This is a genomic window from Massilia polaris, assembly GCF_012927275.1.
Taxonomy (GTDB): Bacteria; Pseudomonadota; Gammaproteobacteria; order Burkholderiales; family Burkholderiaceae_D; genus Telluria_A; species Telluria_A polaris.
In genome coordinates this window covers 35770-50728 of the sequence record NZ_JABBGG010000008.1, presented here as the reverse complement: position 1 = coordinate 50728, position 14959 = coordinate 35770, and the positions used below count along the sequence as shown (strand labels likewise).

9 protein-coding genes, 1 tRNA gene and 1 pseudogene are annotated in these 14959 nt (G+C 62.6%); 7 read left to right on the top strand and 4 right to left on the bottom strand.

Annotated features, from left to right (window positions below; genetic code table 11):
- The first annotated feature begins 1 nt into the window (after position 1).
- Both HHL21_RS21430 and HHL21_RS14845 read left to right on the top strand, forming a co-directional pair.
- The gene (locus HHL21_RS21430; RefSeq protein WP_206085798.1) at positions 2 to 3775 is read left to right on the top strand and encodes a two-partner secretion domain-containing protein; all 3774 of its coding nucleotides are present in this window, start codon (positions 2 to 4) and stop codon (positions 3773 to 3775) included.
- Positions 3738 to 4508 carry a FecR family protein gene (locus tag HHL21_RS14845; RefSeq protein ID WP_229496458.1) on the top strand — a complete coding sequence of 257 codons (771 nt, stop codon included), beginning with the start codon at positions 3738 to 3740 and terminating at the stop codon, positions 4506 to 4508. The genes HHL21_RS21430 and HHL21_RS14845 overlap by 38 nt, the downstream gene beginning before the upstream one ends.
- A 70-nt stretch (positions 4509 to 4578) precedes the next feature.
- On the opposite strand, the gene HHL21_RS14840 is transcribed toward HHL21_RS14845, so the two are convergent.
- From HHL21_RS14840 to HHL21_RS14830, 3 genes are all read right to left on the bottom strand, one after another.
- Positions 4579 to 6378, bottom strand: a complete 1800-nt coding sequence (locus HHL21_RS14840; RefSeq protein ID WP_169467214.1) for a PhoH family protein — start codon at positions 6376 to 6378, stop codon at positions 4579 to 4581.
- Positions 6379 to 6616: 238 nt separating this feature from the next.
- Positions 6617 to 7087 carry a peroxiredoxin gene (locus HHL21_RS14835; RefSeq protein ID WP_169467212.1) on the bottom strand — a complete coding sequence of 157 codons (471 nt, stop codon included), beginning with the start codon at positions 7085 to 7087 and terminating at the stop codon, positions 6617 to 6619.
- 113 nt (positions 7088 to 7200) lie between these two features.
- Positions 7201 to 7590, bottom strand: a complete 390-nt coding sequence (locus tag HHL21_RS14830) for an Mth938-like domain-containing protein (protein ID WP_169467210.1) — start codon at positions 7588 to 7590, stop codon at positions 7201 to 7203.
- A 165-nt stretch (positions 7591 to 7755) separates the two neighbouring features.
- Between HHL21_RS14830 and HHL21_RS14825 the strand changes: the two genes are divergently transcribed.
- From HHL21_RS14825 to HHL21_RS14805, 5 genes are all read left to right on the top strand, one after another.
- Complete coding sequence (locus tag HHL21_RS14825) at positions 7756 to 8985, top strand: pyridoxal phosphate-dependent aminotransferase (RefSeq protein WP_169467498.1); 1230 nt, start codon at positions 7756 to 7758, stop codon at positions 8983 to 8985.
- 23 nt (positions 8986 to 9008) lie between these two features.
- The gene (locus tag HHL21_RS14820) at positions 9009 to 10331 is read left to right on the top strand and encodes a homoserine dehydrogenase (RefSeq protein WP_169467208.1); all 1323 of its coding nucleotides are present in this window, start codon (positions 9009 to 9011) and stop codon (positions 10329 to 10331) included.
- Between the two features lie 215 nt (positions 10332 to 10546).
- Entirely contained in the window at positions 10547 to 11302 is a 756-nt protein-coding gene (locus tag HHL21_RS14815) for a helix-turn-helix domain-containing protein (protein WP_169467206.1), read from the top strand.
- Entirely contained in the window at positions 11299 to 13185 is a 1887-nt protein-coding gene (locus HHL21_RS14810) for an MFS transporter (protein ID WP_169467204.1), read from the top strand. The genes HHL21_RS14815 and HHL21_RS14810 overlap by 4 nt, the downstream gene beginning before the upstream one ends.
- Positions 13186 to 13327: 142 nt before the next feature.
- A tRNA-Pro gene (locus HHL21_RS14805) sits at positions 13328 to 13404 on the top strand.
- A gap of 393 nt (positions 13405 to 13797) precedes the next feature.
- On the opposite strand, the pseudogene HHL21_RS14800 reads toward HHL21_RS14805, so the two are convergent.
- Positions 13798 to 14655 (bottom strand): annotated as a pseudogene (locus HHL21_RS14800) (DUF3387 domain-containing protein); the annotation flags it as partial.
- Positions 14656 to 14959: the final 304 nt, after the last annotated feature.

Sequence of the window (14959 nt, the reverse complement as noted above, 5' to 3'; positions counted from 1 at the left end):
TATGAACAACAATATGAAGCGCAAATTCATTACCGTGCTGGTGGCGGGCTGCTTCGGCGCGGCGCAGGCCGCGCCGACCCTGCCGCAGGTAGTGAACGGGCAGGCGACCTTCGGCCAGCAGGGCAATGTGTTCACGATTACGAACACGCCGAACGCGATCATCAACTGGCAGTCCTTCTCCGTCAACGCGGGCGAGGTGACCCGTTTCGTCCAGCAGAACGCGGACAGCGCGGTCCTGAACCGCATCACGGGGCAGGACCCGAGCCAGATCCTCGGCGCGCTGCAATCGAACGGACACGTCTTCCTGCTTAACCCGAACGGCATCATGTTCGGGCGCGACTCGCGCATCGACGTGAACGGCCTGACGGCGTCGACGCTCGGCCTGTCCGACGCGGACTTCCTCGCGGGTCGGCGCAATTTCAGCGCCGGCGCGGTCTCGGGCAAGGTCACGAACCAGGGCGCGATCACCACGCCGAACGGCGGCAAGGTGTTCCTGATCGCGGCCAATGTAGAAAACAACGGCATCATCAACGCGCCGAACGGCGAAGTGGTGCTGGCGGCGGGCCACTCGGTTCAGCTGGTCGACAGCGCCAATCCCGACCTGCGCGTGGTGGTGTCCGCACCGGCCGGCGAAACGGTCAACCTCGGCCAGGTAGTGGCGCAGGGCGGCAAGATCGGCATCTACGGCGCACTGGTGCGCCAGCGCGGCGTTGTCAATGCCAACAGTGCGGTGCGTGGCGCCGACGGCAAGATCATCCTGAAGGCCAGCGGCGATACGCTGCTTGAAGCGGGCAGCGTTACCAGCGCCACCGGCGCGGGCACGGGCGGCAGTGTCAGCGTGCTCGGCGAGCGCGTCGCGCTGACCGGCGATGCGCGCATCGACGCCAGCGGCAATGAAGGCGGCGGCACGGTGCTGATCGGCGGCGACTACCAGGGCAAGAACGCGGCCGTGCAGAATGCGCAGCAAGCGTGGGTCGGCAAGGATGCGACCATTCGCGCCGACGCCATCGTCTCGGGCAACGGCGGCAAGGTGATCGTCTGGTCGGACGACGCGACCCGCGCGTTCGGCGCCATCTCGGCACGCGGCGGTGCTGCGGGCGGCAACGGCGGCATGGTCGAAACATCGGGGCACTACCTCGACGTGAACGGCGCGCGTATCGATGCGGGCGCGGCCAACGGAAGCAGCGGCAGCTGGCTGCTCGATCCGCTCAACATCGAGATCGTGGTCAGCGGCGACCACGTGCTATCCGACGCGAATGCTTTCAGCAAAAACGCGGGACTGACGACGCGCATTGCCCCATCCCTGATCGATAACGCCACCACCAGGGTGATCCTTCAGGCGACCAACAACATCGACTTCATCGACCCAGTGGCCATCGCGTCGTCGGCTGGCTCGTTGCGGGCGGAGGCGGGTAACGACATCAACGTCAACGCTGCGGTGTCGGCCAATGGCGGCGACCTGGACTTCCGCGCGGGGAACAGGTTCACGCTTGCCCCGACGGCATCGCTGGACACTTCCGGCTTCATCGACATCAAGACCGACAACATACTGCTTAACGGGACGATCGGATCGGCGGGCACCCGTCCGAATGTGTCGTTCACGCCGTTCTCGGATGGCCGCTCAATGCGCATTTCGAGTACCAAGAATGCCGGCGAGCTGTCGCTGTCGCCGCTTGAACTGAACCAGGTCACCGGCTACGGCATCAATATCGGCAGCAGCGCGAACACCGGCAGCATCACGGTCAGCGCCAATTACACGGCAGGTGCGGGCAAAACCCCTAACCTGGTGCTGGAAACGGGCGGCAGCATCCGCGTCGAAGGCATCATCGACCTGTCGACCAACCATGCGAACAGCCACGCGGTGCTGGGCCGTTACGGCGTCACCGGCGGCAGCATCGAAGTGATCGAAACGAGCGCGATCAAGTCTGCATCGATCGTCGCGCGCTCGGACGGCCTGCTCCTCGGCGGTGAACTGGATACCGGCGCAAACGGGAACATTACCCTCATGCCGCACAACGCGGCGACCATGATTTCGCTCGGCGGCGACGCGTATGACGAAACGGGCATGCTCGGCCTGTCCAACACCGAGCTGGGCAAGCTGAGTTCGGGTTCGCTGACGATCGGCGGCAACGACGGCCAGTCCGGCCGCCTGTCGGTGTCGGGCGCCGCCAACCTCGCAGGTGCAGGCAAGGTCGTGCTCGACGCGGGCGAGGGCTACCTGGACATCAATGCGCCGCTGAATACAATCTCGCTGCTGACGCTGAAGTCGATCAACCAGGTCAGGCAGGACGAGGGCGGCATCATTACCGCGCCGGCGCTGGAAGCGCGCGGCAGCCTTGTCGACCTGGCCCAGGCGAACGTGGTCGACGTCATTTCGGGCAGCGCGACCACCGGCACCTTCCACTTCGGCTCGGCGGGCAACCTCAGCGCCAGCGGCATCACGACGCTGGGCGGCGAGGTCATGCTCAACGCGGGCGGACGGCTGGCGATCGACAAAGCGATCAATGCCGGCTCCGGCGTGGTGGACCTTTACGGCGCTGGCATCGTCAGCGGCGCCAATGGCATCGTCATCGCCAACAGCGTAAGCCTTGGGTCGAGCGAGGGCGTTGGCACGAATAGCGCAGCGCTGCAAATGCGCACCAGCTACCTGGCCGTCAATAACAACCATGCCAACGGCGCCAGCGCAATCAACATCAGCAACACCGGAGCGCTGGTCCTTGGCCGCGTGCTTCAGTCGGGCGCCGACAGCACCGGCTCGATCACGATTAGCAATGCCGGTACGATGAGCATTCCGGAGTTCGATCCGTTCGAACCGGATGCGCGCGCACGGGTAAGGTCTGGTGCGGGCGCGATTCGTCTGTCCAGCACCGGCGCGATGACGATCGATGGCAATGTCGAATCGGCGTCGGGCAGCATCGTCCTCGACGCCGGCGCGAATGCGCTGCTGAAGATTAACGGCACCGGCATCGTGACCTCGGCCACCGGCGATATCGCGCTCAAGGGCAAGCGCGTCACCAACGGCGGAACGATTACCGCGCCAGCAGGCAGCATCAGCACCGATGAGGCAGCGACTCCGCCGGTGCAGCCACCAATCAAGCCGCCTGTACAGCCGCCGGTTCAACCGCCCGTACAGCCGCCGGTTCAGCCGCCGGTTCAGCCGCCGGTTCAGCCGCCAGTTCCGCCGGTCCAGCCACCGGTAACGCCGCCGGTAACGCCGCCGGTAACGCCGCCGGTAACGCCGGAACCGCCCGTCGTCACGCCACCGGTGGTCGTGCCGCCGGTCGATCCGACACCGCCAGGCCCGTCGCTCGCACAGTGCGTCATCGCACCTGGCACGCCTGGCTGTTCGTCGGTACTGCCTTCGCTTGGCCAGTGCACGACGGCGCCAACGACGCCTGGCTGCGCGGTTGTGCTGCCGACGCTGGCGCAATGCGCTGCCAGCCCTGGCCTGCAGGGCTGCCGCGTGGTGGTGCCTGAACCGGCTGCCTGCAGCGTGAACCCGTCGCTTCCGGCCTGTATCGTGGTCAGCCCGGTGCCGACGCAGACGTCCGGCCAGAGCCCGCTCGCTACGATCCTGCAGCAGCAAGCTGGCATCAACAAGAAGGCCGATGCCGCAGCACCGGCGGCCGCACCGCCGGCCGCGGTCAAGCCAGCGGACGACGACAAGAAAACCGCCGCAAAAGAAAAGGACGACCAGCAGAACAAGGTCGACGCAGAATCACCAAGTGGAGCCAAAGATGAGAGCCCTCGTAAAGCCAAGACGTACTGTAATTAAGGTCCTGCTGTTTTCCGCGATGATCGCGGTGACGGCGTTCGCATGGGCCGGGCAGGTCGCGGGCACGGTCGTTCACCTGAGCGGCCCGCTGCTGGCGAAGAAGGCCGACGGATCGGTCAAGGTATTGGCGCGCAAGTCGGAAGTGGAGCAGGGCGACACGCTGGTGGCGGAGAAGGGCACGTATGCGCAGATCCGCTTCATCGACAACAGCGAGATCACGCTCCGGCCGGACACCACCTTCAAGATCGAAGCTTTTGCTTACGACGAGGCCAGGCCGGACGCTGACAGCGCCAGCTTCAACCTGGTCAAGGGCGGCCTGCGTTCGGTCACCGGCCTGCTCGGCAAGCGCAACAAGGAGAAGTTCTCGCTGAAGACGCCGACGGCGACGATTGGCATTCGCGGCACCACCTTCATCGCGCAGTACGTCCCGACCGCCGCGCCGGCCATGCCGGCTACGCCGGGCAGGCCACCGGCGGCGCCGTCGCTTGCGCCAGGACTGTACGTGCAGGTTGTCGACGGTGCGATTAATCTGACCAACACGGGTGGCGCAATGAATTTCACCGCGGGCCAGTTTGGTTTCGTCCGGAATAACATCACTCCGCCGGTCATTGTGCCGCCCAATCCGGCACTGAAGTTCATGCCGCCGCCGGCATTCAGCTCCTCCAGCGGCGCAGCGGGAGGCGCGTCGGGCAGCCAGTCCAAGGCAGCGACGGTGGACTGCGAAGTGCGCTGACAAGCCCGCGCCCAACAAAAAACCCTGTACACCTCGCGGCGTACAGGGTTTTTCTTTGAGCGGGGAAGTCTTACAGCACTTCGCTCGCGTGGTCGGCCAGGCGCGAACGCTCGCCGCGCGCCAGGGTCACGTGACCGCTGTGCGACCAGCCCTTGAAGCGGTCGACCACGTAGGTCAGGCCGCTCGAACCTTCGGTCAGGTAAGGCGTGTCGATCTGCGCGATGTTACCCAGGCAGAGGATCTTGGTGCCCGGACCGGCGCGCGTGACCAGGGTCTTGATCTGCTTCGGCGTCAGGTTCTGCGCCTCGTCGATGATCAGGAACTTGTTCACGAAGGTACGGCCGCGCATGAAGTTGAGCGACTTGATCTTGATGCGCGAGCGGATCAGGTCCTGCGTCGCCGCACGGCCCCACTCGCCGCCTTCGCCGTCGGACTTGTTGAGCACTTCGAGGTTGTCGTCGAAGGCGCCCATCCACGGCGACATCTTCTCTTCCTCGGTACCTGGCAGGAAGCCGATGTCCTCGCCGACCGGCACGGTGACGCGGGTGACGATGATCTCGTTGTACAGCTTGGTTTCAAGCACCTGCGCGAGGCCCGCCGCCAGTGCCAGCAGGGTCTTGCCGGTACCTGCCTGGCCAAGCAGGGTGACGAAGTCGCACTCCGGATTCATCAACAGGTTCAGCGCGAAGTTCTGCTCGCGGTTGCGCGCGGTGACGCCCCATACGTTGTTCTTGTTGTGGCTGAAGTCGCGCAGGGTCTGGATCACCGCGGTCTTGCCGTTGATCTGCTTGACCTGGCCATAGAACGGCGCTTCGCCGCTTTTCGGCTCGAGGAACACGAACTGGTTGACCAGCAGCGTAGGAATGACCGGACCGGTCATGCGGTAGAACGTGGCCGAATAGCCGTTCTTGTTCTCCTGCCACGACTCCATGTCCTTGCCGTGCTTGTTCCAGAAATCGTCCGGCAGCTGGACGATGCCCGAGTACAGCAGGTCGGTGTCTTCCAGTACATGGTCGTTGAAATAGTCTTCGGCGGGCAGGCCCAGCGCGCGCGCCTTGATGCGCATGTTGATGTCTTTCGACACCAGCACGATGGCGCGGCCCGGCAGTTCCGCTTCGAGGTTGCGCACCACGCCGAGGATCTGGTTGTCGGCTTTGCCCTGCGGCAGGCCTTCCGGCAGGCCTGGACCGGCTTGCAGGCGGGTCTGGAAGAACAGGCGGCCCTTGGCGTCCTTGTTGCCCAGCTTGGCCAGCGGTATGCCCGCTTCGATGGCGCCGTCGTCGATGCTGCCGACCAGCGCGTCCAGCGTGCGCGATACCTGGCGTGCATTGCGCGCCACTTCGGACATGCCTTTCTTGTGGTCGTCGAGCTCCTCCAGCGTCATCATCGGCAGGTAGACGTCGTGCTCTTCGAAACGGAACAGCGATGTCGGGTCATGCATCAGCACATTGGTGTCGAGCACGAACATCTTGGTCAGGCCGCTCTTGTCGGCCCGGCGGCTGGTGGAAGACTTGACCTGCAGTTCGACCGGCTTGTGCTTGGCCGGATGCGGCAGTGCGTTTTCGGAAGGCTGGCGGGCCTTGCCGCGCGACGGCTTGGCGGCCGGCTCGGCCCTGGCGACAGGTGCGGCGATGTGCGGCGCCGCAGCAGGCGCAGGCACTGCCTCGGGCGCGGACAGCAGGCGTGCGGTCTTGCGGCCGCCCTTGGCCGGCTTGGCGATCATGTCGTCATTGACCGGCTCGGGCACGGCGGCCAGTTTCGGCTTGGCGGCCGCGACAGTGCGCGCGCCGGACTTGCCAGGTTCAGCTTTCGGGTAATCAGCGACCGGCAGCAGTGTGGCCGGCTTAGTTGGTATTTTTGGTAGTGGCATCAGTGTCTCAATCTAAAAATGTCCGAGGATAGCCAGCAGCGTGCACGCAAGCGTGGCTTGCGGCGTCGTAGGTGAAAAACGGCTGGGGCGAATTACGTGGGCGCTGGTCGGACCCGGAATATGACCGGGCCGGCAGGCCGCCAGATTGGAGTGATGCAAAAGGTAGAAACGGTTGACTCAAAATGGGCTGGTGCAATCAGGTTCTACAGCAGGTTGATCAACAAGTTAGCCGGGCGAGTCAGGGCTGGGTTGTTACGAATTCCAGCACCTCGTCCGCGTGATTTGGAACCTTCACGCCACGCCATTCTTTCACCAAATTACCACTAGCGTCAATGATAAACGTACTGCGTTCCACCCCTCGAACTTGCTTACCATACATATTTTTCATCTTCATGACATTGAACTGGCCGCAGACCGCTTCTTCCGGGTCGGAAATGAGTTCGAACGGCAGGCCCAGCTTCGACTTGAAGCCTTCGTGCGAGCGCAGCGAATCGCGGCTGATGCCGTAGATCTCGGTCTGCGCCTTCTCGAATTCCGGATACAGCTCGCGGAAATTGATGCTTTCGGTGGTGCAGCCGGGCGTGTTGTCCTTCGGGTAAAAGTAGAGCACGGTGTAACGCGCAGGGCGGCCGGACAGCTCGAAGGTCTTGTCGCTGGTCATGGCGGCGGAAAAATTCGTTACGGGTGCTGGGGATTGGCTATCAGCCACAGGTCTCTCCTGGAGATGGTCGGCGCTGATTTTCGTGCCCCCAATCAGCGCGGCAGGGGTAATGCAAGGGCAATATGGACAACCTGGTAAATATGGGGACGCTGGTCCCGCAATCAAGCCGTTGTTTGCTTGCCCTCGATAATCAATGCGAGCGTGACCTTGCGGCCTTCGCCCATCAGGATATTGTAGGTGCGGCAGGCGGCCTGGCTGTCCATGCATTCGACGCCGATGCGGCGCGCCGACAGGGTGGCAACCAAGCGCGGGTGGACGAAGCGCTGGCGCGCGCCGGTGCCGAGGATGACAACGTCGGGCTGGTCGGCTTCGATCTGTTCAAAATGTTGTGCGGTCAGGCTCTCGAAATCTGGCACGGGCCACGGGCGCGGCGCCGTCTCCGGCATCACGATCAGGCTGAAATCGAAGTGTTCGGCATTGATTTCTACCCCGCTGTCGTCATAGCCGGTGACGGTCTGGTATTGTTTGGTGGTGCTGGCATGAAGCTTCATTGGTAGGGCGCGTGGTTGTTGCAGGGCTGCGCCTGCGTGGGGCATAGCATGCCACAAACAGTTATAAAGCGCGAATTTTCGCGATAAGTTGATTAAATGGAGCGCTTTCGGCAGAATGGGTATTTTTCGCACTGCAACATACGCGCCACCAAACAGGGAATGATTTTGCGACCGATCCTGAAATCGAACAAGCTCGACGACGTCTGCTACGAAATTCGTGGCCCAGCCATGGAAAAAGCCCGCCAGATGGAAGAGGAGGGGCACAAGATCATCAAACTGAACATCGGTAACCTGGCCGTGTTCGGTTTCGATCCTCCTGACGAGATCGTGCACGACATGATCCGCAACATGCACGGCGCGGCCGGCTACACCGACTCGAAGGGCATGTTCGCGCCGCGCAAGGCGGTCATGCACTACACGCAGGAGAAAAACATCTCCGGCGTGACGATCGAGGACATCTACCTCGGCAACGGCGCGTCCGAGCTGATCGTGATGGCCATGAACGGCCTGCTGAACAACGGCGACGAAGTGCTGGTGCCTGCGCCCGACTATCCGCTATGGACCGCCGCGGTCAGCCTCTCGGGCGGCAATCCGGTGCACTACATCTGCGACGAACAGGCCGGCTGGATGCCCGACGTCGAAGACATGCGCCGCAAGATCACCTCGAACACCAAGGCAATCGTCGTCATCAACCCGAACAACCCGACCGGCGCGCTGTACCCGCGCGAAGTCCTGCTGGACATCATCGAGCTGGCGCGCCAGCACCAGCTGATCGTGCTGGCCGACGAAATCTACGACAAGACGCTGTACGACGAAGAAGAACACGTGTCGATGGCGTCGCTGGCCGACGACGTGCTGTTCATCACCCTGAACGGCCTGTCGAAGAACTACCGCGCGTGCGGCTACCGCGCCGGCTGGATGGTGGTGTCGGGCGAAAAGCGCCACGCCAAGGATTACATCGATGGCCTCAACATGCTGGCCTCGATGCGCCTGTGCGCCAATGCGCCGGGCCAGTTCGCGATCCAGACCGCGCTGGGCGGCTACCAGAGCATCAATGACCTGGTCGGCCCCGGCGGCCGCCTGCTCAAGCAGCGCGACCTCGCGCACAAACTGCTTACCGATATTCCGGGCGTTACCTGCGTCAAGCCAAAAGCTGCGCTGTACATGTTCCCGCGCCTCGACCCCGTGATGTACCCGATTGCGGATGACCAGCAGTTCGCCTGCGAGCTGCTGTCCGAGGAAAAAGTGCTGATCGTCCAGGGGACGGGCTTCAACTGGATCGCGCCGGACCACTTCCGGCTGGTGTTCCTGCCCAACTCTGACGACCTTAGCGACGCCTGCGGCCGCATTGCGCGCTTTCTCGACGGCTACCGCCGCCGCCACGGGCGTGGCTGACATTCCAATCTGATACGAAGAATATGAAACCCATCAAAGTAGGCCTGATCGGCCTCGGCGTCGTCGGCGCCGGAACCTATACCGTCCTGCAGCGTAATGGCGAAGAGATCCGCCGCCGCGCCGGCCGCGCCATCGAGATCTCGATGGTCGCCGTGCGTAACACCGCGCGCGCCGAAGCCATCGTCGGCGCCGGCGTGGAAATCGTCACCGACGCCAACCTGGTCGTCAACCATCCCGACATCGAAATCGTCGTCGAACTGATCGGCGGCTGCGACACCGCGCGCGAACTGGTGCTGAAGGCGATCGCCAACGGCAAGCACGTGGTCACCGCCAACAAGGCGCTGCTGGCGCTGCACGGTAACGAGATTTTCGCGGCGGCGCAGGAGAAGGGCGTGATGGTCGCTTTCGAAGCGGCAGTCGCAGGCGGCATCCCGATCATCAAGGCGCTGCGTGAAGGCCTGACCGCCAACCGCATCGAGTCGGTGGCGGGCATCATCAACGGCACCACCAATTTCATCCTGTCCGAAATGCGCGACAAGGGCCTCGACTTCGAGACGGTGTTGAAGCAGGCGCAGGCCCTCGGCTACGCCGAAGCCGATCCGACCTTCGACATCGAAGGCATCGACGCCGCGCACAAGCTGACCATCATGTCCGCCATCGCGTTCGGCATTCCGGTGCAGTTCGGGAAGGCTTACGTTGAAGGCATCAGCAAGCTGCAGGCGGTCGACATCCGTTATGCGGAGCAGCTGGGCTACCGCATCAAGCTGCTCGGCATCACGCGCCGCGCGGTGGTGAATGGCGTTGAAGGCATCGAGCTGCGCGTGCATCCGACCCTGATTCCGACCAAGCGCCTGATCGCCAATGTGGAAGGCGCGATGAACGCGGTGCTGGTGCAGGCTGACGCTGTCGGTGCTTCGCTTTACTACGGCAAGGGCGCGGGCGCCGAGCCGACCGCATCGTCAGTGATTGCCGACCTGGTCGACATCACCCGCCTGGCGACGGCCGATCCGGGCAACCGCGTGCCGCACCTCGCGTTCCAGCCAAACCAGATGACCGACGTGGCGATCCTGCCGATGGACGAAATCACGACCAGCTACTACCTGCGCGTGTACGTCAAGAACCGCCTGGGTGTGATGGCCGACCTGACGCGCATTCTGGCGGACGCGCGCATCTCGATCGACGCGGTGCTGCAGAAGGAACCGGCGGAGAACGCGACGCGCCTCGATATCGTCATGCTGACGCACCAGACGCAGGAAAAGAACATCAACGACGCGATCGCGAAGATCGAGCAGTTGGCGACGGTGGTGGGGCAAGTGGTGAGGATCAGGCTGGAGTCGCTGAGCTAGCAAATTTGGGTTGTTGCTTCAACGTCGGGGTCAGGCCACCATTGTTTTGGAATATTCCCAAACAGTGGTGGCCTGACCCCGATTGTTTGCTGACCAATCGGGGTCCGTCCCCGGGGACGGACCCCGATGTGGGCTCAAAAATTTCCCACCACTGTATCGCTTTTACCGTTGAGAAGTATTAGTATCTGCTACCAGATTACTATCGGGAATCACTCATGCCGCAAGCGATTACACTCGTCGACACATTAAAGCGCCTGCTTAAAAGCCGAGGGGTAACCTACGGCGAACTGGCGGTGCGGATCGGCATGTCGGAGGCGAGCGTAAAACGGATGTTCTCTCAAAAGAATTTCACCCTCCAGCGGCTGGACCAGATCCTGGACGCCTCCGGCATCGGTTTCGATGAACTCAACGCCGCGCAGGGCGGCCCGAAACTGATCTCGCAACTGACCCTGGCGCAGGAAAAGGAAATCATCGGCGACCCGCAGCTGCTGGTAGTGGCGGTATCGGCGATGAACCATATCGGCTTCGAGGATATCGTCCGCACGTATGAGCTGGACGAAGCGCAGGTGACTGCCTGCCTGCTTCGCCTCGACAAGATCGGCTTCCTCGAACTGCTGCCGAATAACCGCGTCAAGCTGCTGATCGCGCGGACCTTCAGCTGGATCGCGAATGGCCCGATCCAGTCGTACTTCCGCAGCGAAGCCGCTGCCGACTATTTGAACGCGCGTTTCGACGGCGATGGCGAGGTGCTGGGAATGGTGAACGTGATGCTGTCGAAGCAGTCCAGCGCCGCGCTGATCGAACGCCTGAAGCAGGTCGCCGCCGACATCGCGCAGCAGCACCAGAACGAAATGCGCGTGCCGCTCGAGCAGAAAAATGCGATGAGCTTCATGCTGGCGGCGCGTCCATGGGTGCCGCACGCATTCCAGGCGCTGCTGCGCAAACCTTCACTTAGCGAGCAATCGTCATGAAACAACAGAGCCAGTTTTCCCTGCTGACGCAACGCCGTTTCGGTCCGTTTTTCTGGACCCAGTTCTTCGGCGCGTTCAACGACAACGTGTTCAAGACCGCCTTGCTGGTGGTGTTGACCTACGATGCATTGAGCTGGACGACCATGGAACCGGCCATACTCAACAGCCTGATTCCCGGCCTGTTCATCCTTCCGTACGTGGTTTTCTCGGCGACTGCCGGCCAGATCGCCGACAAGGTGGAGAAGGGACGCCTTGCGCGTTTCGTCAAAATTCTCGAGATAGCGATCATGCTCGTCGCCGGTATCGGCTGGATGACGCACACGCTGTGGGTGCTGATCGCCGCCGTCGTTGGCATGGGCGTGCATTCAACGCTGTTCGGGCCTGTGAAGTACGCGTATATGCCGCAGCACCTGAAGCAGGAAGAACTGGTCGGCGGTAACGGGCTGGTGGAGATGGGCACCTTCGTCGGCATCCTGCTCGGCCAGGTGCTGGGCGCGGCGATGGTGCAGGTGAAGCCTTTCGGGATCGAGCTGGTGGCAGGCGCCACCTTGCTGTTCGCGGTGGTGGGGCTGGTGGCCAGCTTCCGCATCCCGCATTCACCGGCGCCTGCGCCGACCCTCAAAATCAGCCGCAACCCGCTCGCGGAGTCGGTACGCAATATCGCTTTCTCGCGGCAGAACCGTACTGTGTTCCTGTCGATGCTGGGGAATTCGTGGTTCTGGTTCTACGGCGCGCTAGTGCTGTCGCAGTTCCCCGTGTTCGCCAAGGACTACCTGCACGGCGACTACAGCGTGTTCGTCATGTTGCTGACTGTGTTCTCGGTGGGCGTCGGCGCCGGATCACTGCTGTGCGAACGCCTGTCGGGACACAAGGTGGAGATTGGCCTGGTGCCGTTCGGCTCGATCGGCCTGTCGCTGTTCGGTATCGACCTGTACTTCGCCAGTCTTGGCTACACCGGCACCATCACGGTCGACATGGCCGGCCTGCTTGCGCAGCCGGGCGCGCTGCGCATCCTCGGCGATATCCTGATGCTTGGCGTGTTCGGCGGCTTCTATATCGTGCCGCTGTTCGCGCTGATCCAGACCCGCTGCGATCCGGAGCACCTGTCGCGCACCATTGGCGGCATGAACATCCTGAACGCGCTGTTCATGGTGGCCGCTGCCGGCCTGGCGATGCTGATGCATGCGCAGGGCTTTACGATCCCGGAGATGTTCCTTGCGACGGCGCTGCTGAATGCGCTGGTGGCGATCTATATCTTCTCGCTGGTGCCGGAATTCCTGATGCGCTTCCTCGCGTGGATGCTGATTCACACGATCCATCGCGTGACGACGGTCGACGTCGAGCGTATTCCGGACGAGGGCCCGGCTGTTTTGGTATGCAACCACGTCAGCTACGTCGATGCGATCGTGATCGGCGCTGCGAGCCCGCGCCCGATTCGCTTCGTGATGGACCACCGCATCTTCAACACGCCGATCCTCGGCTGGATCTTCCGCACCGCGAAAGCGATTCCAATCGCCTCGGCGAAAGAGGACCCGTGGGCGATGGAGAAGGCCTACGTGGACATCGCCAAGGCACTGCACGACGGCGAGCTTGTTTGCATTTTCCCGGAGGGGAAGCTGACCTCGACCGGCGAGCTCAACGAGTTCCGCGGCGGGATCGCCAAGATCATCGAACGCAGCCCGGTGCCGGTGATTCCGATGGCGCTGCGCGGCTTGTGGGGCAGCCTGCTGACCCGCGATCCTGGTAACCTGTTCGAGCGCTCGTTCACGCGCGGACCGCGTTCGAGGCTGGCGCTGGCGGTCGGCGTGCCGGTGCCGCCGCAGGAGGCGAGTCCTGAGTACCTGTACCAGCAGGTGAGCGCCTTGCGTGGGGACTGGCGCTAGACGCAGGCGTGACGTTATGGATGGGCTATGCGGGGCGGGTGCCCGGGAATTGCGTTTGCGCAAACCTGGCGCGGTATAGGGCGTCGAGGGGCATTTCGCGCTGTCAAAAAGTCAAAATGCTCTGATATAATTCGCAACTCGTCGGGGCGTAGCGCAGCCTGGTAGCGTACTTGCATGGGGTGCAAGGGGTCGAGTGTTCGAATCACTCCGTCCCGACCAATAGAATCAATGACTTAGGCAGTGCTGGCCTGTTTCAATTTCAACTGTCTGCGTCCGGGTTGTGTCCGGATTTTCTCTCAGCTAACGTTTTTTGGACTCGGCCCCTTTATTGGGTAAAGGTCCACTGGCGGCTTTCGTAAGATGCGCGCCTCGGTGGCAAGCTCGGCAAGGGTCATTCCTAACGCGCCGGAGATCTTGATGAGCGTGAGTGCCGCCCCATTGCTCATTGCGGCCGTTTGCTGGGTTCGCATCATCGGAGAGGCCGTAGCGGTCGATCAGGCCGGCCTTGATGACTTCGCCCACCTTGTTGTCGAACGCGGCCGTCGCGGTCTCCTCCCGCAGCCGGAAAGCCCCGCGCCACACTGCCAGCGCGCCGGTTTTCTCACCCGCCTGCTACGCCCATTCCGCACTCAGCGCCTCCGCCTGCTCCAGCACCAAGGCAACAGCCGCCTCTTCCTTCACCGGCGGATATCTATACTTGCGCAGGATTCGCTTCACCAGCAGCCGCAGCTTGGCCCGCACGCTGTCGCGCACTGCCCAGTCCACGGTCACGTTCTTGCGCAAGCTCTCGGCCAACTCATGGGCGATCTTCTTCAACGTCTCATCGCCCAGCTCGCGCACCGACTCCTCATTGTCAGCAAGAGCGTCGTAGAATGCCAACTCATCAGCGTTCAGCCCGGCGTTTGCCCCTCGCTCCGCCTCTTCCTTGAATTTCTTCGCCATCGCGATCAGCTCTTCCATCACCTGCGCCGTCTCGATGGAGCGATTCTGATAACGCTTAATCACGTTGGTCAGCATCTCGCTGAACTTGTTGTTCTGCACCACGTTGGTGGCGAACCGGGTCTTGATTTCGCCTTCGAGCAGGCGCTCCAGCAGTTCCACCGCCAGATTCCGTTCCGGCAGGTTGCGCACCTCGTTGAGGAAGTCGTCATCGAGGATGCCGATGTTCGGCTTTTCGAGACCCGCCGCATTGAAGATGTCCATGACCTCATTCGATACCAGCGCCGAGCCGATGATCTGCCTGACGGCCAGATCGCGCTCCTCGTCCGTGCGCTTCTTGCTGCTGATTTCCTTCTTGGTCAGCAGAACCTTGACGGCCTGGAAGAACGCAACCTCATCGCGCACTGCCTTGGCCTCGTCGAGCGTGCAGCACAGCGTGAACGCCTTTGACATGGCCAGCGCAGTATCACCAAATCGCTTTTTGCCGTCTTTCAGTCCTACCTGTGCCCACGCGACCATTGCAGCGGCGCGTTGAATGACCGTGACGACCCGGACCTGACCAAGCCCAGGCCGTCGTCATCAGGGCGCTGCGTCTATTTCGGTGGCCCCAATGGCGGCCTGCGCCTGCGCATGTCCGCGCAGAGTGCGAATGACCACTACACGCGGAAAGCATTGGAGCGGGGCTACTCAGAGATCTCGACGCGCGCGATGTTAATTGCGGACCTCGACGGCGTAGATTAGCAGGGCACGCTGTAGGCACCGATGTGACCGACAGCACTTTATATCGGCGAATCTACCGCCCGTAGGTTGCGAGGCGCCATGATGCCGCTCTTGT